The organism is Nocardia sp. NBC_00881 (assembly GCF_045207455.1).
Lineage (GTDB): Bacteria > Actinomycetota > Actinomycetes > Mycobacteriales > Mycobacteriaceae > Nocardia.
Genome location: NZ_CP108798.1, coordinates 3,987,576 through 4,013,321 on the forward strand (window position 1 = coordinate 3,987,576; position 25,746 = coordinate 4,013,321).

Annotated in this window: 14 protein-coding genes and 2 pseudogenes; 7 read left to right on the top strand and 9 right to left on the bottom strand. The window is 64.4% G+C overall.

The features are described from left to right. Positions 1-43: 43 nt before the first annotated feature. Positions 44-9,040 (bottom strand): annotated as a pseudogene (locus OH799_RS16545) (type I polyketide synthase); the annotation flags it as partial. Positions 9,041-10,261: 1,221 nt separating this feature from the next. Between OH799_RS16545 and OH799_RS16550 the strand changes: the two are divergent. Then, positions 10,262-12,292, top strand: coding sequence for an FAD-dependent oxidoreductase (locus OH799_RS16550; RefSeq protein WP_406281203.1), 2,031 nt, complete (start codon positions 10,262-10,264; stop codon positions 12,290-12,292). Between the two features lie 437 nt (positions 12,293-12,729). On the opposite strand, the gene OH799_RS16555 is transcribed toward OH799_RS16550, so the two are convergent. From OH799_RS16555 to OH799_RS16585, 7 genes are all read right to left on the bottom strand, one after another. Next, positions 12,730-12,855: a hypothetical protein gene (locus tag OH799_RS16555; RefSeq protein ID WP_406281205.1), complete on the bottom strand. Its 126-nt coding sequence runs from the start codon at positions 12,853-12,855 to the stop codon at positions 12,730-12,732. 925 nt (positions 12,856-13,780) lie between these two features. Then, a complete protein-coding gene (locus OH799_RS16560) occupies positions 13,781-14,614 on the bottom strand; it encodes an NAD(P)H-binding protein (RefSeq protein WP_406281207.1) in 834 nt (277 codons plus the stop codon). 89 nt (positions 14,615-14,703) lie between these two features. Beyond that, a complete protein-coding gene (locus OH799_RS16565; RefSeq protein ID WP_406281209.1) occupies positions 14,704-14,829 on the bottom strand; it encodes a hypothetical protein in 126 nt (41 codons plus the stop codon). A gap of 471 nt (positions 14,830-15,300) precedes the next feature. Next, the gene (locus tag OH799_RS16570; RefSeq protein ID WP_406281211.1) at positions 15,301-15,597 is read right to left on the bottom strand and encodes a hypothetical protein; all 297 of its coding nucleotides are present in this window, start codon (positions 15,595-15,597) and stop codon (positions 15,301-15,303) included. Between the two features lie 9 nt (positions 15,598-15,606). Continuing rightward, positions 15,607-16,998 (bottom strand): hypothetical protein, encoded by a 1,392-nt coding sequence (locus tag OH799_RS16575; RefSeq protein ID WP_406281213.1) that lies wholly within the window; start codon positions 16,996-16,998, stop codon positions 15,607-15,609. 5 nt (positions 16,999-17,003) lie between these two features. Beyond that, complete coding sequence (locus OH799_RS16580; protein WP_406281215.1) at positions 17,004-17,303, bottom strand: WXG100 family type VII secretion target; 300 nt, start codon at positions 17,301-17,303, stop codon at positions 17,004-17,006. Then, a complete protein-coding gene (locus OH799_RS16585) occupies positions 17,300-17,641 on the bottom strand; it encodes an ESX-1 secretion-associated protein (protein WP_406281217.1) in 342 nt (113 codons plus the stop codon). Before OH799_RS16585 ends, OH799_RS16580 begins: the two co-directional genes overlap by 4 nt. Positions 17,642-18,138: 497 nt before the next feature. On the opposite strand from OH799_RS16585, the gene OH799_RS16590 reads away from it, so the two are divergent. From OH799_RS16590 to OH799_RS16605, 4 genes and pseudogenes are all read left to right on the top strand, one after another. Then, a complete protein-coding gene (locus OH799_RS16590; RefSeq protein ID WP_406281219.1) occupies positions 18,139-18,477 on the top strand; it encodes a hypothetical protein in 339 nt (112 codons plus the stop codon). 152 nt (positions 18,478-18,629) lie between these two features. Beyond that, entirely contained in the window at positions 18,630-18,929 is a 300-nt protein-coding gene (locus OH799_RS16595) for an AAA family ATPase (protein WP_406281221.1), read from the top strand. A gap of 171 nt (positions 18,930-19,100) precedes the next feature. Further along, on the top strand, positions 19,101-22,436 hold the full coding sequence (locus tag OH799_RS16600) for a DUF4132 domain-containing protein (protein WP_406281223.1): 3,336 nt from the start codon (positions 19,101-19,103) through the stop codon (positions 22,434-22,436). A gap of 309 nt (positions 22,437-22,745) precedes the next feature. Continuing rightward, positions 22,746-23,168: pseudogene (locus OH799_RS16605) on the top strand (ATP-binding protein); the annotation flags it as partial. 87 nt (positions 23,169-23,255) lie between these two features. Here the strand turns inward: OH799_RS16605 and OH799_RS16610 are convergent. Beyond that, a complete protein-coding gene (locus tag OH799_RS16610; protein ID WP_406281225.1) occupies positions 23,256-23,789 on the bottom strand; it encodes a transposase in 534 nt (177 codons plus the stop codon). 102 nt (positions 23,790-23,891) lie between these two features. On the opposite strand from OH799_RS16610, the gene OH799_RS16615 reads away from it, so the two are divergent. Then, positions 23,892-24,344, top strand: a complete 453-nt coding sequence (locus tag OH799_RS16615; protein WP_406281227.1) for a hypothetical protein — start codon at positions 23,892-23,894, stop codon at positions 24,342-24,344. Positions 24,345-24,536: 192 nt separating this feature from the next. After that, a protein-coding gene (locus tag OH799_RS16620) for an IS5 family transposase (RefSeq protein WP_406281853.1) occupies positions 24,537-25,342 on the top strand; the annotation gives its coding sequence in 2 pieces (ribosomal slippage) (positions 24,537-24,878 and positions 24,881-25,342; 804 coding nt in all). Positions 25,343-25,746: the final 404 nt, after the last annotated feature.

Below are 25,746 nucleotides of genomic sequence, written 5' to 3' on the forward strand. Positions count from 1 at the left end.
CATGCCCGGGCTGGCCATCGCCCCCCACCTTCGCATCGAGCCAGCGTCGTATCTCCTCCGCCACGGCAGCGCTAGCAGCTCCGATGATCGAGAAGTGGTCCGCATCGATCTCGACCGTCTCGCCGGTGTGCAGCCAGGCGGGCACCCGCTCGACGTGATCGAGCCCTGGCAAGGGTGTCGCCGCCCGCAGGCTCAACATAGGCGCGGCGATGGACGCGGGTTTCTGCTGGTCGAATATCTGCATGTACTTCGCCATGGCGACCAGGCCGTGATCATCAATCTCGGTCATTTCGTGTCCGATGTCGAGCACCGTGTCGATCGCAGTCACGGTCGCCCGACGACGTTGCTCCGCATCGTCGGGCGAATAAGGGTCGAGCAATATCACCGCCGCCGGACCGCTCCCGCTCTCCTCCAGGCGATGCGCCAACGCCTGCGCGATCGCACCGCCCGCCGAATAGCCGACAAGAACGATCGGCGCCCCGCCCTCAGCACCATCCACGGTTGTCGCCAAGCAATCCAGCAACGCATCCCATGATCCAGGCAGCAGCTCCCCGGGCCGGGTTCCCGGCAGGCGCAGCGCGGCTATCGCGCGGTCACGGCCGAGCGCGCGCGCCAGTCGAGCGAACTGCTGCGGTCCGGTACCGACCACGAACGACGGAACGCAGATCAGCGCGGGTTCCGACGTGCCCCTGCTCAGGGGAATCGGCCTCGGCTTGACGGGCAACTCGGCGCCGGTGGTGAACGTCTCGGCGAGCTCGGCGCTTCCCAGCAGCATCGGTATCGTGGCGCCGACCTGACCGCGCTGGTGCGCAGCCACAAAAAGGTTGGTAAGGCCGCCGCGCAACGCGGATTCTACTGCCCGGGCTTCCGGCATCCGGAAGCGGAGATAGTCCAGTGCCCGAGTCGTCGGGTGATCGAAGGCGAGCGGGCTTGGCAGCTCATCCTCGCCTGCCACCTGCACCGCATCCGTCGCGACCGGATGCGCGACACTACCGGCCGCAACCGGCGCATCCGCACTCAGCCAATAACGCTGACGCGCAAACGCGTACGTCGGCAACGACGCCCGCATCGGGGCCCGGCCGTTGAACAGAGGTCCCCATTCCACGTCGATGCCCGCGTTGTGGGCGTGCGCGAGGAACGTCAGCAATTGCGTCACCTCATCGGCACCGCGCCGGCCCGCGGCCGCCACCAACGACGTCGATCCGAGATCCTCGGGCAGGCACTGCCTGGTCATCCCCGCCAACACCGTATCGGGACCCAATTCCAAAAACCGTCGAACACCCAAGTCCAGCAAGGCGTCGACACCGTTCGCGAAACGGACCGTGTCTCGCACGTGACCGACCCAATAGACCGGGTCGGCGAGAGCCGCACCACCGACCGTGCCGAACACGTTGGACACCACTGGCAACAGAGCACGACCGTAATTCAGTGCCTCAGCAACGGTCTCGAATTCGGGCAGTATGGGATCCATCGCGGCGGAATGGAACGCATGGCCGACCCGCACCCGTGAGGTCACGACCTTCTCCGCGGCCAGCATCGTCTCCAACTTCTCGATGGCGTCCTTGTCACCGGAAAGCTCGACCGAGGACGGGCCGTTCACCGCTGCGATCGACAGCCGCCGACCGAACCCGGCGACGACCTGCACCGCCCGCTCTTCAGAAATCGCGGCGGCAAGCATCGCACCACCGGCCGGCAACGCACCCACCAACCGACCCCGCGCCACGACCAAAGCACACGCGTCGGCCATCGACCACAGCCCCGCTGTGTACGCGGCGACCAGCTCCCCGATCGAATGCCCGATGAGCACATCCGGAGTGATCCCGAACGACTCCACCAGTCGGAACAATGCCACCTCGAAGGCGAACAACGCCGGCTGAGCGAACTCCGTCCGATGTACCAGATCCGCACCCACGGCACCGAAGACGATGTCCTTCAACGAGACACCGGATAGCGAGGATTCCAACAAACAGTCGAATTCGGCACACAGCTCGTCGAACGCCGACGCGAACACCGGGAACGCCGCATACAACCCGGCACCCATACCGACACGCTGCGAACCCTGGCCCGTGAACAGGAACGCGACCTTCCCCCCGACCGGGGTGCCCTCGGCCACATTCGGCGCGGCCGAACCCGCCGCCATATCCGCCAACCCCGCCAGCATGGCGTCCTGGTCGCCCGCGACGACTGCCCCACGCCAATCCAACCGGGCCCGCGTCGTCAACAACGAATACGCCACATCCACCGGTTCGGCCTCCGGATGCACCGCCAACCACTCGCGCAACCGTGCAGCCTGCGCCCGCAGCCCCGCTTCGGATTTCCCGGAGACCAGCAACGGCACCATCGGCGAACCTATGGGCGAATTGCCTGCCGAGACCGGCTCCACCGCGCGTTCCGGACCGGCCGGTGCTTCCTCGAGAATGACGTGGGCATTGGTGCCACTGATCCCGAAGGACGACACCCCCGCACGACGCATGCGCTCACCCGCCGGCCAGGGCTCCGCCTCGGTCAGCAACCGCACCGACTCCGCCGACCAATCCACATGCGGACTCGGGGCGTCGACATGCAGCGTCTTCGGCAACATCTCGTGGCGCAACGCCTGCACCATCTTGATCACACCACCCACGCCGGCAGCTGCCTGTGAATGTCCGATGTTGGACTTCAACGAACCGATGCGTAACGGCTCGGTACGTCCCTGCCCATAGGTCGCGATCAACGCCTGCGCCTCGGTCGGATCCCCCAAAGGGGTGCCCGTGCCGTGCGCCTCCACCACGTCGACATCAGTCGACTGCAGCCCGGACGCCGCCAACGCCGCCGCGATCACCCGCTCCTGCGACAAGCCATTCGGCGCAGAAAGCCCAGTCGACGCACCATCCTGATTCACCGCCGAACCCCGAACCACTGCAAGAACGTCGTGGCCCAACCGCCGCGCATCCGACAACCGCTCCAACACCAACACACCCACACCCTCGGACCACCCCACACCATCCGCCGACGCGGAAAACGACTTACACCGACCATCCCGCGACAAACCCCGCTGCCGCGAAAACTCCACGAACAGAAACGGCGTCGACATCACCGTCACACCCCCTACCAACACCAACGAGCTATCACCCTGCCGCAGGCTCTGACAAGCCAAATGAATCGCCACCAACGACGACGAACACGCCGTATCCACCGTCACCGCCGGGCCCTCCAACCCCAACGTGTACGCCACCCGCCCGGATGCCATACTTCTCGCCGAACCGGTTCCGACGTATCCCTCGGCGATCTGCCCCGCCGCCTTGGCAACCTGCTCGTAGTCCTGATGCGAGACGCCGGCGAAGACGCCGGTGTCACTGCCGCGCAGCGACTCCGGATCGATCCCAGCATCCTCCAAGGCTTCCCACGACGCCTCCAACAACAACCGCTGCTGCGGATCCATCGCAGCAGCCTCACGCGGACCGATCCCGAAAAACCCCGCATCGAAATCACCGACCCCGGAAAGGAACCCGCCCTCCCGCGTGTACGACTTCCCGAACCGATCCGGATCCGGATCGAACAACCCCTCCACATCCCAACCCCGATCCACCGGAAACCCACCCACAGCATCCGAACCGGACGCCACCAGATCCCACAACTGCCCCGGCGACTCCACACCACCCGGGAAACGGCAACTCATCCCCACGATCGCAATCGGCTCATCGGTACGGATCCGGCGCGCCGGCAGTGCGACGCCACGGCCGGCATCCGCATCCATTTCGCCGATACGAGATTGCACGAACGCCGCCACCGCCGTGGCGGTGGGGTGGTCGAACACCAGCGTCGACGGCAGCTGCACCCCGATGGCCTTGGCCAGCCGATTCCGGAATTCCAGGCCTGCCATCGAATCGAAGCCGAGCTCGGTGAACGGTGCGGTGGGATCGATGACGTCACTGGAGATATGCCCCAATACTCCGGCGACCTGGTCCCGAACGACGTCGAGCACGATCGCCTCACGCTCGGCCGGCGCCGCGGCGCCCAACCGCCGTGCCAACGTCCCGCTCGTGTCGGCGGCGCGGCGTACCGGCACCGCGACAATCGAATGCAACATCCGCGGCAGCGACCCCGCACGCGCCTGAACCGACAGCGCCTCGGTGTCGAACTCCGTCCCGATCACCACCGGTGCTGCCGCACCGATCGCACGATCGAACAACGCCACACCGTCCGCCGTCTCCAACGGCCGCACCCCCATCCGGCCCAGCCGCGCCATCGCCGCACCATCCAAACCGCTGGTCATCCCGACGCCCTGATTCCAGGCCCCCCACGCGATCGACACCGCGGGCAAGCCTGCTGCCCGCCGACGCCATGCCAACGCGTCCAGGAACGCGTTCGCTGCCGCATAGTTGCCCTGCCCCGGTGAACCCACTACACCCGCGGCCGACGAGAAAAGCACGAACGCCGATAGATCACGATCTTTGGTCAACTCGTGCAGGTGCCACGCGGCATCCACCTTCGGCGCCAATACCCGATCCAGCTGTTCGCTGGTCAAGGTCTCGATCGTGCCGTCGTCGAGTACACCGGCCGAATGGATCACCGCACTCGGCGCGAACTCCTCCGGCAACCCCGCCAACAGGGCCGCTACCGCCGCACGATCGCTCACGTCACAGGCCACGACTCGCACCTGCGCGCCCGCGGCCGTCAAGTCACTCACCAAAGCAGCCACCCCCTCGCCACGCTCCCCCCGCCGCGACACCAGCAGCAACCGCCGAACGCCGTATGTGTCGACGACATGCCGAGCCACCACGGCTCCCAAACCAGTGGATCCACCGGTGATCAACACCGCCCCCGTACCCAACGGCGACCTCGTCGCCAACGCCGAACCCAGCTGCCGCCGTATGCACGGCACCCGCAACCGGCCACCGCGCACAGCCAGCTGCGGTTCGTCCGAACTCACCACCGCAGCAACAACATCCACCGTCACGTCCTCATCGACGCCCACATCGACGAGGACGAATCGGCCCGGATGCTCGGACTGCGCGCTCCGCACCAGACCCCACACCGCCGCACCCGCCGGATCCGGCGACTCGCCGGGCATGCTCACGGCTTCCCGTGTCAACACGACCAGACGCGAACCGCTCACGCGCTCCTGGGCCTGCCAGGCTTGCAACAGTTCCAACGCCGAGTGCACCCACGCGCGGGTCCGCACCGCCACATCATCGTCACCGCCGATCGAATCGTTCCGGCCGGGCGACCACACAACGACCTCCGGCATTACCTCACTGTCGAGCAGCTCCACGAGGTCGGCACGAACATCGGCCCCCGCAACGTGACCGGCCTCGAGGACCACCATCGACCCCATCACCCCGATGGGACTGGGCGATATCGACACCCAGTCGATATCCGATAGCGATGCACGACGACCGAATCCGCTGTTGAGCACCTTCGCATCCACCGGGCGGGCGGTAAGCGACTCGAGGCTCAGCACGGGCGCACCCGCGTGGTCGAGAGCGACGACCCGAACCCGCCCGGCATCCAACCGGACGAGTCGTACCCGAATGGCCGGCACGCCAGCACGGTATAATCGCACGCCCGCGAATGAGAACGGCAACGGCAGCCGCCCCGAGGGCATGTCCGATGCCAGCCCCTCGATCGCCGTGTGGAATGCGGAGTCCAGCAACGCCGGATGGATCCCGAATGACATTGCCTGATCACCGGCATCGGCCGGGAGGGACACCTCGGCAAGTAGATCGTCACCATCACGCCACACCGACCCAACACCCTGGAACGCAGGGCCGTAACCGAACCCCAACTCCGCCAGATGCTCGTAAAGCGCGCCGGTCGGCACCGGATCGGCGCCCGCGGGCGGCCATTCGTCGCTCACCGATCCATGCCGTTCCGACCCGATCCACGCCGGAACAGCCGCACCGGCCGGAGCCAGCACGCCGCTGGCATGCGACACCCACTCGCCGGCCTCGGAATCCCCGTCGGCAACGACACGAGTGTGGATCACGAACCGGCGCCGGCCCGCATCATCGACAGGTTCGACCCCAAACTGAATGTCGACCGCCGTGTCGTCGTCGAGCAGTAGCGGCTCTTCGAGCAACAGCTCCTCGACCAACTCGGCGCCCAGCCGCGCACCCGCGGTCAGCGCCAGCTCCACGAAGCCGGTCCCGGGCAACAACACCGAACCGCACACCGCGTGATCAGCCAGCCACGGATGCGTCCGCACCGACACACGTCCGGCGAACAGCCATTCGTCCTTTCCGGCGAGCTGCACCACGTTCGTCAACAACGGATGCCCGAACGAGCCGGTCTCGACATCCGCGCTCGGCTCCAGCCAGTACCGCTGATGCTGGAAGGCATACGTCGGCAAGGCCACCCGAGTCGCGGTCGGAGCCAACGCCGTTGCCGCCACCGCCACCCCGGCACAGTGCGCTCGGGCCACCTCGACGCTGAACTCCTCCGGCCCCCCATGGTCACGCCGCAACGTGCCCAGCACAGCCACATGGTCGGCCACACCGAGAGCCTCCGCCGTCGACTCGACCCCTATTGTCAACACCGGATGCGGACTCACCTCGATAAACGCATTCACCCCCGCGCCGATCAACACCTCGATCGACTCGGCGAACCGGACCTGCTCCCGCAGCCCCCGGTACCAGTACCCCGCATCCAACCTCTCGGTATCCACATAGTCCCCGACCACGGTCGAAAAGAACGGCACCGAACCCGGCACCGGCGCAACCGCAGCCAACTCCGTCACTACCCGATCCCGAATCGACGCCACAGCCGTCGAATGCGACGCATAATCCACCGGGATCCGCTTCGCCCACACGCCATCGTTCGCGCACCCAGCCAGGAACTCATCCACCGCCGATGCCTCCCCCGACACCACCACCTGCCCTGGACCGTTCACCCCCGCCACCGACAACCGATCCCCGAACCCGAGCAGACGCTCCCGGACCGCATCGACGGCCAAGCCGACCGATGCCATGCCACCGGAACCTGCGAGTTCGTCTGCTACAGCCCGGGAACGCAACGCCACCACCCGCGCACCGTCCGACAACGAAAGCCCACCAGCGACAACGGCCGCCGCGATCTCACCCTGCGAGTGCCCGATCACCACCGCGGGCTCCACTCCGCTCGAGCGCCACAGCCGAGCCAACGACACCATCACCGCAAACAACACCGGTTGCACCACATCTACCCGCTCCAGCGACGCCGCCTCCGGTGCGCCGCGCAGCACAGCGGTCACTGACCAGTCCACAAACGGCGCCAAAGCCGCCTCGCACTCCGCGATCGACTCCGCGAACACCCCACCCCCCGCCAATAACTCGGCACCCATTTCCTCCCACTGACTCCCCTGCCCCGGAAATACGAAGGCTACCTTCCGCGTCACAGCACGACCCGACACCACGCCACCGTCCCCGGTGGACTGCGCCAAGTTCGCCAACCCGGCTTTCACATCGGCCAACTCCCGGCCCACCACCGCAGCACGCCATTCCAACTGCGAACGATGCCGCAACAACGAATACGCCACATCCGCCGCACCCGCCTCCGGATGATCGACCAACCAGTCTCGCAGCCGAACTGCCTGATCCCGCACCCCATCCCGCGTCTTCGCCGACACTGCCCACACCAGAAAATCATCCGAATGTCGTTCCACAGCAGTGGGTTCCGCCGGATTCGACAGCGGTGCTTCCTCCACGATCACGTGCGCGTTGGTGCCGCTGATCCCGAAGGACGACACCCCCGCACGACGCATGCGCTCACCCGCCGGCCAGGGCTCCGCCTCGGTCAGCAACCGCACCGAACCCGCGGACCAATCCACATGCGGCGACGGTGCATCCACATGCAACGTCCGCGGCAACATCTCGTGGCGCAACGCCTGCACCATCTTGATCACACCACCCACGCCGGCAGCTGCCTGTGAATGTCCGATGTTGGACTTCAACGAACCGATGCGTAACGGCTCGGTACGTCCCTGCCCATAGGTCGCGATCAACGCCTGCGCCTCGGTCGGATCCCCCAAAGGGGTGCCCGTGCCGTGCGCCTCCACCACGTCGACATCAGTCGACTGCAGCCCGGACGCCGCCAACGCCGCCGCGATCACCCGCTCCTGCGACAAGCCATTCGGCGCAGAAAGCCCAGTCGACGCACCATCCTGATTCACCGCCGAACCCCGAACCACTGCAAGAACGTCGTGGCCCAACCGCCGCGCATCCGACAACCGCTCCAACACCAACACACCCACACCCTCGGACCACCCCACACCATCCGCCGACGCGGAAAACGACTTACACCGACCATCCCGCGACAAACCCCGCTGCCGCGAAAACTCCACGAACAGAAACGGCGTCGACATCACCGTCACACCCCCCACCAACACCAACGAGCTATCACCCTGCCGCAGGCTCTGACAAGCCAAATGAATCGCCACCAACGACGACGAACACGCCGTATCCACCGTCACCGCCGGGCCCTCCAACCCCAACGTGTACGCCACCCGCCCCGACACCACACTGCCCGCCGAACCGGTACCCGCATATCCCTCGGCGACCGGACCCGCAGCCATGGACTTGTTCTGATAGTCCTGGTACATGACGCCGGCGAAGACGCCGGTGTCACTGCCGCGCAGCGACTCCGGATCGATCCCGGCATCCTCCAAGGCTTCCCACGACGCCTCCAACAACAACCGCTGCTGCGGATCCATCGCAGCAGCCTCACGCGGACCGATCCCGAAAAACCCCGCATCGAAATCACCGACCCCGGAAAGGAACCCGCCCTCCCGCGTGTACGACTTTCCGAACCGATCCGGATCCGGATCGAACAACCCCTCCACATCCCAACCCCGATCCACCGGAAACCCACCCACAGCATCCGAACCGGACGCCACCAGATCCCACAACTGCCCCGGCGACTCCACACCACCCGGGAAACGGCAACTCATCCCCACGATCGCAATCGGCTCATTGAGCCTTTCCCGCAGCTGTGTCAAATCGTCGCGAGTCGTCAGGAGCTCCACAGTGACCTTTTTCAGGTACTCCATCAGGCGTTCGGACGAATCGCCAGTGCTTGTGTCCATATCTCACATCCAGTGGTATTTCGAAGTTGCCAAGGCCGCCCGGGGGATCGAGCAGCGACGAAGGCCCCACCCGGCTACTGTTTTCGTTCGGGTGCCGATGACCAGGCGGCGAGTCGAAGAGTCGGCCGGCCACGCCCGGTTCCCGGCGCGAAGTTGCGCAGTCCGGCTACCGTGGGTGCGCAATGTATCGGCAGGCCATCCGTCATCGATTGCCATTCGACCGAGTGGGATCCACAAAGCTGCAACACCCGCAACAATTTTCGCCAGCGGTCGGTGAAGCGAAACGACGGTTCAACACGTAACGGCGCACCGTTATCGTGAGATCGGAGGAACCAGGCTGCGCCGAAAACGAACCGGCGACTGTGGTCGCCGTCAATCGCTGTCGCAGCGCGGCAATGGTCTTGTCGAACAGTCCGGCCGAGGCCGCCTTCCACAAACGCTCGAGCAGCTGCGCCGACGAACCGACATGCCGAGAGTTCGCGCTGTCGACTGGGTCGGTATCCGATACGCGGGCTCGCGCGACGGCGAGTTCTGACGATATTTCTCGAGGAACGGCGGCTCGGCCACGCACGTCGGCAGCGACAGGTTGATCGACGGCCAACGAGACGTTGTCCATGGGCGAACACTTCCTTTCACTGCAGCGAAAGGCGTGCCGACAACGTCATAGATAACCGACGGGACACCTGCGGCAGGTGCCCAGCTTCCCCCGTCCAGAAGACGAAATCACTGCTCATCCGGTATCTCTCTCCGCCAAGCAAGCCACAAGACACGTCCGAGTTGCTTGCTGGGCATCAGCCTGCCAGCCGAATCGGTTCCGCGCAACCGGTGCGCTCCTGTCCTACGGCACATAGTTCACCGGCATAAATGTGCCTCCTGAGCATAGACTGAGGACTTCCCAGACAGGCGGCAAGCACCACAAAGATCAGAGCGCAAGCCCACCGCAGCATCAACACGGCTAACACGCTGCCCCAGCAACGGGGCACTCGGCACCGCGTGCGGCGGAGGGTGTAGCGGGTCGCGGGGGCAATGGCGCCGGCCCCCGGACCGAACCCCCTCGCCCGTGGCGGGACGGCACAAATCCTCGGAGCCGGGTTGCAACGGGAATCCTCGGCGACGAGCCGCGTCAGCGCGGTCAGACCAATCCGATGGGAGAGGTTCGTGTTTCCGAACGGACCGTTCAACAGCATTGCGCAGGTCGAGGCCGGTCATTACGTTCGTCCCATGAGTTCAGCTTTTCCGCGCCTGCTGTCGCCGCTCGAGGTGGGGCGCGTCACGCTGCGCAATCGCGTGGTGATGGGTTCGATGCACACCGGCCTCGAGGACCGAGATTGGCACATCGACCGATTGGCCGCATTCTTCGCCGAACGAGCCCGCGGCGGCGTCGGCCTGATCGTCACCGGCGGATGCTCGCCCAATCGCGAAGGCTGGGTGTGGCCGTTCGCCCGCGGGATGATCACCGAGGCTGACGCCGAGCGACACCTCGTGCTCACTGCAGCGGTACACGAGGCGGGCGCCAAGATCGCATTGCAGATCCTGCACGGGGGCCGTGATTCGCGTGTTCCGAACAATGTGGCGCCCTCGGTCGTGATGTCGCCACTCACCGCGTTCGAGCCTCGGGCATTGTCCGACAAGGGTATCGAATCGACGATCGCCGACCACGTGCGCTGCGCGGAGTTGGCGAAATCAGCCGGATACGACGGAATCGAACTGATGGGCGGCGAGGGCTTCCTGATCAACCAGTTCCTCGCGCCACGCACCAACACCCGAACCGATAATTGGGGTGGTTCGGCAGCCAACCGACGACGGTTTCCCGTCGAGATCGTCACCCGGACACGGGCCGCAGTGGGCGACGACTTCTTCATCATGTTCCGGATGTCCATGGCCGAGTTCGTCGACAACGGTCAGACCTTCGAAGAGACCATCGCACTGGCGAAGGAATTGGAATCAGCCGGGGTGGATATCATCAACACCCAGATCGGCTGGCACGAGTCACGAGTGCCGACCCTCGCCACCTCGGTGCCGCGCGCGGCGTTCGTCGGCTACACCGCCAGACTCAAAGCGCACGTGGCGATCCCGGTATGTGCGTCGAATCGGATCAACATGCCCGAGGTCGCCGAGGAGATCCTGGCGCGGGGCGATGCGGACCTCATCTCTGTGGCCCGTCCGCTGCTGGCCGACCCGGAATGGGTGAACAAGGCCGCCGAATCCCGCGTAGACGAGATCAACACCTGCATCGCCTGCAACCAAGCCTGCCTCGACCACACCTTCACCAGGCAAACCGTGTCCTGCCTGGTGAATCCACGCGCCTGCCACGAAACGCTGCTGCAGTTGCTGCCCACCCGCCGCGCCAAACGCATCGCCGTCGTCGGCGCCGGCCCCGCGGGCCTGTCTGCCGCGATCGGACTTGCCGAACGAGGTCACCACGTCGAACTCTTCGAAGCCGACAACAAGATCGGCGGCCAATTCGACCTAGCTCGCCGGATTCCCGGTAAAGAGGAGTTCAACGAGACGATCCGGTACTTCAACCGAAAGCTCGAACTCACCGGTGTCGCAGTACATCTGAATGTCCAGGCCACCACCGAGCAGCTTGCCGCGGGCGACTGGGACGAGGTCGTGCTGGCGACCGGTGTTCGCCCCCACACGCCCGACATCCCTGGAATCGATCACCCAATGGTGCTGTCCTACCCCGAGCTGATCCGGAAGGAGCGGCCCGTCGGCAAACGCGTCGCTGTCATCGGCGCGGGCGGGATCGGCTTCGACGTCAGCGAATTCCTCACCGTCGGCGGCCACCGAGCGCTGAGACTCGAGGAGTGGGAGGACGAGTGGGGCATCACCCACGACACCCACGCCCCCGGACAATTGACAAGGCCCAAACCAACGGCCGCTCTCCGGGATGTGACACTGCTGCAACGGAAGTCGGGCGCATTCGGAACGACACTTGGCACCTCGACCGGATGGATCCACCGCGCCGCCCTCGAAGCGAAGGGAGTCGAACAGATCGGCCGGGTCAACTACGAGCGGATCGACGATCGCGGGCTGCACGTCAGCTTCGGCGAGAACCGGGAAGGCCGGCGCGTGATCGAGGTCGCCAACGTGATCGTCTGTGCGGGCCAGGAATCCGTCCGAGACCTGAAAGACCAGCTCGATCCCCTGGGTGTGCGGGTGCATCTCATCGGTGGTGCCGATGAAGCCAAGGAAGTGGACGCCAAACGCGCCATCGACCAAGGCACCCGCCTCGCCGCTGCGATCTGAAACACTGGGCAAGCACCTACTTCAAGGCTTCTTACCGGGTTCCCGCGGCTGATGTAGCGGATAGTCTGCGAATTTAACGGTAGACGTGCGGTAATGCGTCGCCGCCTGTGCTGGTGGCGGGTGTCTATTCGATGGCGGGGTGGCCGGTCAGTCGGTGGTGGGGTGAGCTGCCAGATGCGGAGTGGTTCGCCGATGTCGACGGCGGTGCGGAGTCTCATGGGTCCGGCTGAGTTCGGTGCGTTGCATGTAGGTGCAGGCGGGACCGGTGAAGGTGCCCGCGCGCTCGTCGAGTTAGCGGCGTAGTCTGGGCCAGGTTGTGCCGAAGGCATTCCGGTCGATACGACAAGCTGGCGCTGGCCTACCGCGCCGGAGTCCTTCCGGCCTTGGTCGTCGAATGGCTTGAGCTATTGGGCGACACTCTAACGTCAGGTCCTCACCTACCACCGCCGACGCCGCGGTGGGTAGAGGAACTTCGACACCGACGCCACCAACCGGGCCAGCGTCTCGCGGGTCACGGAGTCCCCGCGGCCGAAGTTGTGGGCCAGCTGCAGATACCGCACCACCGACCGGTCCTTGTTCCGTCGTGGCGTCGACCGCGGAGACATGGACTTGGAATCCGTCGACGGCCTCGGGCTCGAGGTCAGCGACTCCAAGATTCGAGCGGAGGATTTCTCCCACTCGTTGGCAACATGATCTCGATGCTCAACGTCGCGACACAGATGCCGGTCCTGACCTGCATGTTCCAAGTGGAGCTAAGGGGACTCGAACCCCTGACCCCACAAAGAGGTTCATGAGACTAATCGGTCCGGCGAGGCATCAATGTTCGGCATCGACACCAACAATCGCCCCCGTGACCGCAACGGAAGTGGTCGCACCGGCAGGCTTCAATACCAACGAATTACGTGCGGCCACAACGGAAATACAGCACATAGCGATGAACTCACATCGGGACCGAACTGCACGACCTCCCCACCGAGCTACCACGAACGCACCCGTTCGGCATGCTGTGTTGCCTGAGCTGACCAAGCAGTTCGAGTAACGACTGGGCACGAACCCGCCTGTGCGGAAAGGTTTTGCGAAATCTTCCCATTTATCGAGCTCGATGCGAGAGCTCTGAGTACCTCTGATCGGCGCCATGTTCGCCCGTCGCACCGATGACGCAACCGTGGGTGTCGGTATCTCATCCTTACCGAAGGATCCGCTGAAATTCATGGGCCGATTGGCTGCCCGACAAGCGGGTAGCCCGACGGTCAGATGATCCATTTCTTGGGTCTACCGAATAGAGGGCGGAGTCGGTGCCGCGGTTCTCGGATCGCCGGTGCCCGGGCTGGGGATATCGCCTCTCGCCGGGCGTAGGTCGAGGCTGGGCGGCGGCACGAATGTATCGAGCCGCCGTCCTCCGACGGGCGCGCTGGTGGTGAGCTGGGGCACCCGCCAACGTCCTGTATTGCCGCGACCCGGGCGTTCTGAGCTGATCGCCCCGCCTGGTCAGGCGAATTCGAGCGCGTGGTCACGCACCCAGTCCCGATAGGTGCGGCCCGGCGCACCCGTGAGCGCGGTGACGGTCGGGATGACCGACTCCGGCCGCGCGGTGATCTCATCCATGCCCGCCATCATGGCGTCCACCTCGCCCGGCGGCAGCCAGCCGAGCAGCCCCGCGCGCGCCTGCTCGGTCGGCAACTTCTCGAAACGCACGGGCCGCCCGAGCACCTCGGCGATAATCGCGACGCGTTCCGGCGCGGTCAGCACCTCGGGTCCGGTCAGCTCATAGTAGGCACCGCGATGCCCGGCCTCGGTGAGCGTCCGCACCCCGACAGCCGCGATATCGGCTTCATGGATCACCGATCGGGCCCAGGCTTCGTACTGCTCCCGCACCACACCGTCCGCGCGGATGCTCTCGGCCCAGCCGAGATCGTTGCCCGCGAATCCACCGGCCCGCAGGAACGTGTAATCGCCCCCCGACTCCACGATGAGGCGCTCGAGGAGCCCATGCGATCCGAGCACCGAATCCGCAGACTCGTCGGCGCCCATGGCCGACAGATAGACGATATGCCCGGCTCGGGTAGCCAGTCGTCGCACCACTGCGGGCGCGGCGTCGTCGGCGAACAGTGTCGGCCAGACCAGGAACACGGAATCAATGCCCGTCAGGGCATGGTCGAGACTGCCTGGATCGGCGAGGTCGCCGCGGACCACCTCGACCTGTTCCGGCAGTGCCGCCCGCTCCGGATCGCGCACCAGCGCACGAACTTCCGCTCCCGAATCGACGAGCTGCCGGACAACCTGTCCGCCGACTTTTCCTGTTGCACCAGTTACCAGAATCATGAGCACCATCTTGATACCTAAACTATTGTTTAGGTCAAGGGGCGGGTTCGCCCGGTGTCGAGACGGAGCTGGAACGCTCGCGAGAATATTCACCGATCGGCACGGTGGCCGGTGACCAGCCGGACAGCCTTGGCCTTGGTCGCTTCGTCGTACTTCGCAGGCATGGTCGCCCATCCTGGTACGCTGAAAATGCTCGGCTGGAACAGGATTCGCATACTTCCGCTTCGGCGAGGCAGCAAGGTTGCACGCGGCAGTCAGAGCAACTAACTGCAGGGCAGTCCAGACACGCGGCTGTGCGAACGGCGCGGGTTCACCGTCGACGCTGTGGGCCGGTCGACATCTTCATGCGGGGGCAGAGCCCGCGCTTACATCGGCTCGGGAGCGCTCCCAAAGCTGGTCAGCCTCATCGACGACCTCGACCACGGCCGGACACCGGCAATTGCCCGAATCGGGACGGCTAAACACACTCCAGCACCTGCTGTGCCCATGTCAGCTTCATTGCTGCCGGGTCGAACCCAGGCGTGGAGCGCGCATTCGATCACGACCACCTGCGTGCGCCTTCGACGCACTCGGGCCGGCGGAATCCCATGGACGACCGGTGAACTCACTCGGCGCGACCCGCAACCCCATGGCGCGACGCAAGCCGTGGAGGATGCGCGCGATCCTTGGAATCGGGACCGCGTGGCTCAGTCTCCGCTGAACCAAAGGTACCCGCGTTGCCGGATCGCGGATTCGGCGGCGTCGCGTAGGACGGTGAACAGTTCGCGCTCGCTGTCGTTCTCGGGCGTCAAGGACGCAATTTCGTCGATAAAGGAATTGAGCTGGGTGGTGTTGAACATCGTGTCTGCGTGTTTGTTTATGCCCCGCGTCAGTGAACCTATCGACGCCTGCGAGATCACCTCGTCGAGGGTCTGTGATGCATATCCGGCAACTTCCGCAACTTGTTCATGGATTTGGTTCTGAATAAATACCGAAATTCCCACTGATTCTCCTTAAGGGATCGGATACATGGTGATGACGCCGCCGAATCGATCGGTTACCACCTTGTAGCGGCTGGTCGCGGCGCCACCGAGTTCTTTCGACACGTTTCCAATTATGCCGGGAGCGGTTATTTCACGTTCGTAATTGCCGTCATCATTCGGGCCGCGTGCCGGTGAGTTTTCAGCCGCTTCGACCAGATCATCTAGATCCTCACCTGTGGTCCCGGCAGGCCAAGTACCCTTCCTTGGGGTGTAGTTGGCAGCACCCTCGATATGCTTGCCCAGGATGTACTTCTCGGCCTCATCGGTAAGGCCTGGCGCGGGGTTGTCCGGCGCCGCTGGCAGATCGTCGAACGTGGTGGCTACGGTTTGACCCTCGTCGAGGAACACTTTCATCACGATGAGGGCGGAGAGCTCGAGGGCTTCTTGGGTGAGGTCGACGTCTTTGAACGCGGTGATTGCGGCAGCACCGGCACCCGCTGCCGCCGCTGTCGCGCCGATGATTCGGTACAGCTTGCTGATGTCGTAGGTGGTCTTGAGCACCCGGGCGGTGTTGCCTGCGATGACGAGCACGCCGGCCCCGGCGGCGGCGGTGCTGAGGGCAGCGGTGATCCAGGCGGCGGCAATGCCGATGACCACGGTCGCCCCGGCCGCGATCAAGGCGTTGGTGACCGCTTCCTTGAATTGGTCGCGGACTTCGGAAGTGCCTTCGCTGTATGCCGCCACGGGTACGGCGATGTTCGCTGATGCGGCGGCAAGTTGGGTGGCGCCGCCGTTCAAGGTGGTCAGGTGTCCGAGTAGGCCTTCGAGGCCGCCCTTCTTGTCCTTGATGTCGGCGAACAGGTTGCTGATCTCGGTGATCCGCCCTGGGGCGCCCTTGATTGCGGGACGTTCGGAAAAGGTTTTCCAGACGGACGCGGCCTTGGCGAGATCCTCTTTGTGGCCGTTGGGCAGCTTGCTTCCGAATTCTTCCTGGATCTTCCCGACCAGGGCGTCGTAGAAGCCGGGGACGCTATTGTCGCCTTCGGTGATGCCGTCACCGTTGTTGCCGACCGAGGTCGGCAACAACACCTTGTACTCGGTCATCGCGGTCACGGTGGGACGGTCGGGCATCGGGTTGGAGTTGTTGGACAGTGCCCAGTTGTATCCGGCGGCCGAGAGCATATAGCCGAAATTGGTCAGTGCGTCAGCCAGATTCGTGCAGGTCTGCAACGTTCCCTGAACTGCTCGATCGTACTCCTTGCCCCAATTCGCGCAGCCCGCGGTGTCACCGGCCATGCCCGCGCACTCGCCTTTGAGTGCATCGTGGACCGGTTTGTCGGCGGTGCGGAGATCGGCTGCGAGGGCGTGGCATTTGTTGGCTGCGTCGTAGTAAATCTGCCAGTTGATGGCCAGTTCACCCATACCGCTTACCCCTGGTTGAACATTTTGTAGTTGGTATCGACCGCGCGCGTGTAGCGGGTGTGCGCCACCTTGGCGGCATCGCTCATGTCCTTCACACCTTCGACGAATTCGCGTGCCGCGGTGACCCATTGGGTGTGGGCTTCGGCATAAGCCTGCGCGGCGGCACCTTCCCATCCAGTGCCGGTCAGGGTGGCGACGCGGTCGTCGATTTCATCGAGATGCTCTCCGATGAACCCGGCCAGCCCGGACAGCTTCGCCACGATCTCGTCGAGATGGTCCAGGTCGACGGTGAATTCTGAGCTCATGGCAGATCCAAACTCGAGGTATCCAGTCCGGCGGCGTTGGACTCGTCACCGGCCTGGTAGCTATCGGCTGTGACGCCCAGCTTTTCCGCCATCCCGGTCAGAGCGCTCATGATCTGGGTGCCACCGTCACGTACATCGGTCCAGCCTTCGAAGAACTCCGTTGCCGCATCGCCGGTCCAGCTACCATCGGTCAACGAGCCGACCTCCTTCGCGGCAGAGTCCAGTGCATTGCGCAGTGCTTCGGACAGCTCGTAGACATACTTCCCGACCTCGCGCACCTTCTCGGGCACCACCGAGAGGTTTTGGCCAGAAGTGGGCGTCCCCCCGTCGTCACTCATGACGCGAATGGTAGTCGAGGGGTTTCAGCGAGGGCCGCGACCGGTACACGGTCTGCATCCCGAAGCCGCACCCGGCTCAGGCAAAGAGCCGAAGCGGCGCAGATCGTTGATCCTACTGCCCTGCAACGCATCTCGTTATCCTGACTCGCTATTGCGCGAGTCTGCGAAGCCGCTGGTTCCATCAGCCTGCTCGGCTGATCCGTGACGCGGCTGGCGAGGTAGCGAGGATGAGCTGAAGGCCGGTTTGTGTCCTGCCCGATTTGGTGACCCACCCTCACCGAACCGGCAACAGCGAAAACGTGGGGTAACCGTGGGGTTGGGTCAAACGAAACAGGTCAGCCCCGGCGCGATACCGGGCCTGACCTGGGTTTCAAGTGGACCTTGGGGAACCTTACTACAAACCTAAAGATGCAGGTAGAAGCCCAGAAACGCAGGCAGAAGCCCTGGAAAACCTGATCCAGAAGCTACCCGACACCACAACACCAGCCCCGCCACCCGTGGAACGACCCAAACCACAGCGGGCCCGGCAACTCGACGCCGACCGAGTCGCGGAGCTGATTACCGGCTACCAGGCCGTAGCGACCGTGTATGAACTGGCTGCCCGATTCGGCATCGAACGACGCACGGTCAGCAACATCCTCCACCGGCACGAGGTACCGATGCGCCGCCGCGGCCTGTCCCCCGACCAGGTCGACTCCGCCATCCACCTCTACAAACTCGGCTGGTCACTCGCACGCGTCGGCAACCATCTCAACGTCAACCACACCACCGTCCTGGCCGCACTACGCCGGCGCGGAATACTCACCCGAGATCCGCACGGGCGGGCACGCGCATAACGCAGACGGCCGCGACCCTCAGAGCTTGTGCCGGAGATGGGGCTTCCCGCCACCAGCCCCAGGCAGGTCGCAGAGGACCGGACGACTTGATAATTGCCACCACCGGCGGAACGCCCGATCATCGGCGTCTGGTGTTGTGATGGACTGCGGGTATGAAGGATGAGCAGAAGACGATCCCTCTTCCCGCCGGGATACGCGACCAGCTCCATCACGCTGCGGAACCGATCCGGGCATCGGGTGCGCTGGTGATCTGTGGTTTCCCGGCGTCGGGCAAGTCTTCGGCGGCACAGTTCCTCGCTTCCCGCACCGGCGGCGTGGTGCTGGACAAAGACCAGCTCGCTCCGGTGTTGGAGGAATCGGTCATGCGCCGGCTGACTGGAGATCCGTTCGATCGGGACTCGGACATCTATCGCGAGCTCGTGGCGCCCGGGATCTACGACAGCCTGATCTGAACCGGCCTGACCGTGGCCGCCAACGCCGGAAGATCCAGGTGACCGGAACATTGGTACGGCGTTACCGCAGCGAGGATCGGATTGGAGAAGAGTTCGGTCACAGACCCCGACCCGTCTGCCCCGCAAGCAGATTCGGTCCCGGTGTCACACCCCGCGTTTACTGTCGCCAGTGTGAAAGTAGCACCGAACCCCTTGCCCGACGAATCCCTCCTCCAGCTCCCGGCTTCCTGGAAGGTCGGTCGGCTGAGGAGCAGACGCGCTCTCCCCTCGGCCAGCGCGACTGAACTGTGGCGCGCCGAATTGCAGCAGCACCGCTCGAGAATCGACCTGGCCATCGAAATCCCCGAGAACGCGGAATTCGCGAAGGCCATGCAGGCATATCTCGACGGCGAGCCCGATCCGCTCGGCGCTGCCGCCATTTCGATGATCCTCCACGACCGAAGCCGTCGGGAAACGCTAGAGAGCAGCACCATCGATGCCTGGGAGCTCGAGCACGGCCTTCCGTTCGCAGCGGCCGCAGTGGTCGAGGAAGCCGGACTCGCGTACGAGGAGCACTGGCCGTTCCGGAAATCGCCGCGCTGGCGCGAAAGCACCGGGCTGCTGAAACGTGCTGCGCGAGGCGGGGTGGTGGGCGACTGGGAGTACCGCGTCACCGAGCGGCTTCGAGGCGCCATCGAGGCGTGCGAACCCGCGTTCTACAGCGAAGTCAGAGCAGCTGTCGCTTCGCGCCTGCACGGTCAAGCGCTCCTGGAACGCGCTTCGTTACTGTTCCCGGCCGAGGATCAGTGGATCGCCGACGCATGTGCGGGATACATCGGATACCAAGGTGCGACAGACGGTGGACTCTGGCCGCTCATTCGAACCAGCGACCAGCTGGAGGCGCTCGATGGGATCGCGCTCCGCCCGCGAGAAATCGGGGCTGCGAAGCTCGGCGCGCTGATAGCTCGACTCGGCGTCGACTGCCTGCCCGCCTTGGTGGCGACGCTTGACAACGGTCGGGGGCCCGACACCAAAAGCCGACAGGCGGTCCTGGCCGCGATCGCGATGCTCCCCAGTAATGCGGCGGTGTCGTTCCTGCTCGACCGTATCGGCGATCGGTTCGTTCTAGAGGCGGCCTGTGCCGCCGCCCGGCGATTCCCGGTGCGGATGATGCGGACAGCGGCGGCCCGGTATCCGGTCGCAGCCCCTGCCGGGCGCGAGCACTTGGCGGCCGTGCTCAGCGAGGTGCCGCAGGAGTGGTTCGACCCTGCATTCGCGCAGCTTGGAGAATCCGATCAGTCGAGAATCAAAGGACTCGTGGAAGATCCGGACGCGCTGCCGGAGGCCGCTGCGGAATCGCTGCCGGCGCTGCTCGTCGCGCCGCCGTGGCTCGCAGATACTCCGAAGTCGAGTCCGACCGTGATCCGGGGTCTCGGCGTCGAAGACGATCCGAGGCTGGAATGGGCTGAGGGGGAGAAGCAGCGATTCGCCGAGTGTGCCGCCGAATTCGAGCCGAGGGGGCACATCCCGAGGTGGGATCTCATGGCGGAGCATGTCTCCCGGTGTTACAGGCCTGACTACGTCTGCCGGATGCTCGCCTATGGGCCTTCCGAGTTCGCCGATCCGCTCCTGGAGCGGTGGAAGGGTGAGCTGAAGGCCAATCGCCGGGGGGAGGTCCGGTCGTTCATCCATGCGATCCTGCTTCGTTACGGGGGCGCGGTCACGGACCGAATCGTCAAGTACATCGCGGACACTCGACGAGAGGGCGATTGCCTGGGGCCCATCGTGTCGCTCGCCGCAGCCCGGACGGCAGCCCACTGGTTCGCGGACCTGAAGGTGGAGCGAGCGGAAGGCGCCGCCTGGCTTGACCGCCATGGGGCGACCGGTGCGATCCTCCTTGTGCCCGATGCCGTTGGAGGCGAGAAGAAACGACGCACCGCAGCTGTGGCCGCCCTGATCCATATCGCGGAGCGGCAAGGATCGCAAACAATCATCGACGCGGCGGGGCACTACGGCGAGCAGGTCGCCGCCGCGATCCGCGTAGTCCTCGAGCAAGGCCCGGTCGAGACTCGACCGGCGAAGAAGCCTGGCATCGGCGCCTGGGTGAATCCTCGGCTGCTTCCGCAGGTCGCGATTAAGGACCGAACCGCAGCACTTCCCAGGACTTCGGTGCTGCATCTGATCTCAGTACTGTCGATCGCCGAACTCGACACTGCCGACCGCGGAGTGGAGGTGCTCGCTGAGACCTGCGATCTCGAATCGCTTCGAGCGTTCTCCTGGAAATTGTTCGAGCACTGGGATTCGGCCGGCGCTCCGGCGAAGGACCGCTGGGCACTGGACCAGCTCTGCTGGTTCGGTGACGATGAGACCGTGTGTCGACTCGCACTGCTCATCCACGAATGGCCGGGTCTGAACCGCCATCACCATGCGGTTGCCGCGCTGCAAGTGCTCGGCAGGATCGGCAGCGAATCGGCGCTCCTCGCAATGCAGAACGTCGCCCTCCGTGCGAAATTCAAGGCAATCAAGGCGGAGGCCGGAAAGCAGATCGAGGTCATCGCCGCTCGGCTCGGGCTCACTCGGGAGCAGCTCGCGGATCGGCTCGTGCCTGATTTCGGGCTCGGGGAAGACGGTGCGCTCGTGCTGGAATATGGGCCGCGGCGGTTCAGGGTGTTGTTCGACGAACAGCTCAAGCCGTACGTCACCGACGAGGACGGGAAGCGCCGCAAGAGCCTTCCGAAGCCGGGTGCGAAGGACGATCCGGAGGCCTCCGAGGCTGCGTACAAGCGGTTCGGCGATTTGAAGAAGGAACTTCGGGCGGTTGCCGGCGATCAAATCCGGCGGCTCGAAGCCGCGATGGTCAACGCTCGCAGCTGGAACCGCGAGGAGTTCGAGCGGTTCTTCGTGCGCCACCCGCTCATGCGGCATCTGGCCAAGCGCATGATCTGGCAGGCAGAGACCGCTGATGGCCGGATCGGGTTCAGGTTCGCAGAGGACGGGACCTTGAGCGACGCGAACGATGACACGATCGAACTGCCCGAGGGCGCGGTGTTCAGCCTCGCGCATCCGATCCACATGGAACCGAAGAAATGCGATGCTTGGGGTCAGATTCTTGCCGACTACGAGATCCTGCAGCCCTTCGAGCAGTTGAGCCGACCGATTCTGGCGTTCACCGAGGAGGAGCTGTCCACCGGAAGGCTCACGAGGTTCGAGGGATTGTATGTCGAGCCGGGGCACTTGCTGGGGCTGACCAATCGCGGTTGGGTGCGGGGCAAGCCCCAGGACAACGGGACCGAGTTCGGCATGCACTACCCGCTGCCGGACGGAGGGTATGTCGCCATTGAGCTGGATCCGGGCCTACAGATCGGCATGGGCGCCTCGTACAACGAGACGCAGCGGCTCGACACGGTGTTTCTGACCGATGAGATCGATGATTACTACCGCTGGCGCGGCGGGCATCCGACCGAGATCGACCTCGTAGCTTCGTCGGAGGTCCTTGCGACGCTCGAGCGGCTGCCTACAGTGGATTGATGTCGTCCGGCCCGGCCCGCGCGGGAGGCCAGGCCGGACGCTGGGTGCGCTGCTGGAGGACTGCAAGGTCACCGCTGGCGATTTCGCTCGCAGCCGATCTTGGATCACCGATCACCGTTTCTATCGATACACAGACCCGCTCGACCTCTCCAAGCCTTCGACGCCAGTCAACCCACCGATTCCCGACGCCCGTGAAACGGGCCAAACCCAGCGAGGCACGGCAACTCGACGCCGACCGAGTCACGGAACTGATCACCGGCTACCAGACCGGAGCAAGCGTCTACGAACTGGCCGACCGATTCGGTATCGATCGGGCTCGGGATCCGAGCCTGCCAGGCCGGTCACCGGGTCGCGTTCGCCACCGCATCGGAATGGGTGTCCCGGCTGGCCGAGGCACACCAAGCCGGAAAACTGCAGGCGGAGTTGATAAAGCTCGGCCGGATTCCGTCGATCATCGTCGATGAGGTCGGCTACATCCCCCTCGAAGCCGAGGGGGCGAACCTGTTCTTCCAGCTCGTGTCTTACCGCTACGAACGGGCCAGCCTCATCGTCACCAGCAACAAACCCTTCGGCCGATGGGGCGAGGTCTTCGGCGACGACGTCGTCGCCGCCGCCGCCGCGATGATCGACCGCCTCGTCCACCACGCCGAAATCATCTCGATGAAAGGAGACAGCTACCGCCTCAAAGACCGAGACCTCGGCCGCGTCCCCGCGGCCAAAACCAACGACTGAAACCCAGGGTGGGTCAACCTTCCGCCGAACTGGCGGGTCAAGATTCAGGATCTGGCCCAAATTTCGTGAAGTCGATCGCCGTGTTGCTCAGTCGCTCAACAGAATGCGTTTTCTCAGCAGGTCGGGCTTGGCCCGGCCGAACATCTGACGCTTCAGCATCTTGATCCGGTTGACGTGCCCTTCGACCGTTCCGCTGCTCCAGCGCATGGTCAGACCCGCGGTGACCGCGTCCTGATCGCGACGCAGGCCACGGACGAACGAGTGCAACGCAGGCTGATCGTCGGCATCGGCGCAGCTCATCCATTGTTCGAGTTCCCGGCCCTTGAGTTCGGTCATCATGACGGCGAACCCGCGGACGTGGTTCGCGAGTGATTCCAGTTCCGGACTGGCATCCAGGATCGCGTCCAGGCGACGCCGGTCGTCGGGATCCATCGTCGCGGGATCAGTCATGATCCATGCCGCGATCCGTCGCGCGGTCGGCGGCTTCGGCGGCGGGGCCGGGATGTGCACGGCCGCTCGGAACGGCTGAAGGTAGGCGCGGCGCGAGGTACCGACGGAGGTAAAGCATCTCCCCAGGGGCCGAACGGCATATTGGGATCCGGAGAAAGGTGCTGTAGTCATCGAGGATGGAGATGGAGGAACCGTGTTCACGCCAAAGGACGGACGCGAGTACTTCGACGGCCTGTGACAATGACTTGGATTGACAGGAAGGACCCGGAGAAGATGTCAGCACCGAACCCCGGACGTTATCGAGAGCATCTCGTCAGCGCAGAAAATTTCCAGGTTATTCGGCAGCTAACATTAGAGCTGGCTAATGTGCCCCGAGAACCGATGGTCGAGTTGGGATGGAATCCGAAGAACGGCGATTATCTGAAACAACTCGCCCGATCGGTGCCATCTCAGATCACAGCTCCTACCCGGGTTAAGCTCGTTATCCTCGATGAGGAAATCAACGATCCGACCTCGCCGGGCCGCTCTTCTGTCGCCGAGGAAGAACCCGAATCACCGAGCGATATCGTGAGATACTTACCCAAGTCGATCGCGGCCATGTATCCGAAGCTGTTGAGAGCCGCTTTTGAAGCTCTGGGAGAGCCTGAAACACGCTATCGAACAGGATTTTACGAAGGCGAAGTAGTAGAGGCCCTGAATGCAATTGATGGCGTCAGCGGAAATTAAATGGGATTAAATAATCCCAGCCGTACACTGATTACCCCTTGTTCCCCACATCGAATGACATAAATTCGACGTGATCGAACACACATCGCCAGCGAATTCGCCGAACTAAGACTGTGTCTTACGTGGTTGTGATTGGTTTGTGTTGTGCCGGAATCGGCTGTGCTGCATGATGTTCGACTCGTGGTCGATGAGTTGTCGAAACGTCTTGTTCCGGACGAGTTGTGGGCTTTGGTAGAGCCGTTGCTTCCGGAGTTCACTGCGCGTCCGCAGGGTGGTGGCACCGCCCCGGCCGACGAGCGTGCAGTGTTCACGGCGGTGGTGTTCGTGCTGGTCAGTGGTTGTGCGTGGCGGATGCTGCCGCCGTCGTTCGGGGTTACGGTGCCCACGGCGCACCGCCGGTTCAGCGTGTGGACCGAGGCCGGACTGTGGCGGCGTTTACACAACGCCGTCCTGGACGAGCTGGGCAGCCGAGGCTTGATCGACTGGTCGCGGGCGGTGATCGACGCAGCGAGTGTTCGGGCGAAAAAGGGGGACCTTTGACCGGTCCGAGCCCAGTCGATCGCGGCAAGCCCGGCTCGAAGCTTCACGTCCTGTCCGACCGCGCGGGAATCCCTCTGTCGGTGGGTGTTTCGGCGGCCAACACCAACGACGCCGAAGCGCTGCGGCCGCTGGTTAAAGCGGTCCCAGCCATCCGGTCGCGGCGCGGTCCGCGCCGACGCAAACCCGGTAAGCTGCACGCCGACAAGGCATACGACACGGCCGAACTCCGGCAATGGGTGCGAGACCGCGGCATCGGCGTCCGCATCGCCCGCAAAGGCATCGAATCCTCCCAGCGCCTCGGACGCCACCGGTGGGTGATCGAGCGCACGATCTCCTGGTTGACCGGCTACCACCGCCTCAACATCCGCTACGACCACAAGGCCACCCACTTCCTCGCCTTCCTCACCCTCGCCGCGACACTGACCTGCTATAAGAAACTCGCGAAATCAACCACATGAGACATTGTCTAAGGGGTTCAAGTCCCACCTGCTTTCCGACACATCCGCCAATCTCGACGTTAAGCCATCGGTCGGCATGCGGGCCGACCCTCGTAGTCTCGCAGGTGAACCGCGGTTTTCCACTCATGGCATATCGGGATCGGATGTGTGTCGAACCTGTGCTCGCACTCCGCCGGCCACTGGTAGTCCGGCGAGGTGATGTAGACGCAGAAGCTGCGCACCGAGCCCTGATAGTTCGGGATGGTCGATGGTGCTCGTGTATGAACTGGCTGCCCGATTGGTATCGAACGGCGCACGGTCAGCAATATCCTCCACAGGCACGAAGTACCGATGCGCCGCCGTGGCGTGCCCGCCCGCGGCCAACGATGTGGAGCTGGTGTTCTTGCCCACCTATTCGAGGCGGA

Bases quoted from the DNA above. Each gene is read 5' to 3' on its own strand.
- OH799_RS16575 (WP_406281213.1), bottom strand. From the start codon at position 16,998: ATGGGTGAACTGGCCATCAACTGGCAGATTTACTACGACGCAGCCAAC.
- OH799_RS16585 (WP_406281217.1), bottom strand. From the start codon at position 17,641: ATGAGTGACGACGGGGGGACGCCCACTTCTGGCCAAAACCTCTCGGTG.
- OH799_RS16595 (WP_406281221.1), top strand. From the start codon at position 18,630: ATGAAGGATGAGCAGAAGACGATCCCTCTTCCCGCCGGGATACGCGAC.
- OH799_RS16615 (WP_406281227.1), top strand. From the start codon at position 23,892: ATGTCAGCACCGAACCCCGGACGTTATCGAGAGCATCTCGTCAGCGCA.
- OH799_RS16580 (WP_406281215.1), bottom strand. From the start codon at position 17,303: ATGAGCTCAGAATTCACCGTCGACCTGGACCATCTCGACGAGATCGTG.
- OH799_RS16610 (WP_406281225.1), bottom strand. From the start codon at position 23,789: ATGACTACAGCACCTTTCTCCGGATCCCAATATGCCGTTCGGCCCCTG.
- OH799_RS16550 (WP_406281203.1), top strand. From the start codon at position 10,262: ATGAGTTCAGCTTTTCCGCGCCTGCTGTCGCCGCTCGAGGTGGGGCGC.
- OH799_RS16565 (WP_406281209.1), bottom strand. From the start codon at position 14,829: ATGCGAATCCTGTTCCAGCCGAGCATTTTCAGCGTACCAGGATGGGCG.
- OH799_RS16560 (WP_406281207.1), bottom strand. From the start codon at position 14,614: ATGATTCTGGTAACTGGTGCAACAGGAAAAGTCGGCGGACAGGTTGTC.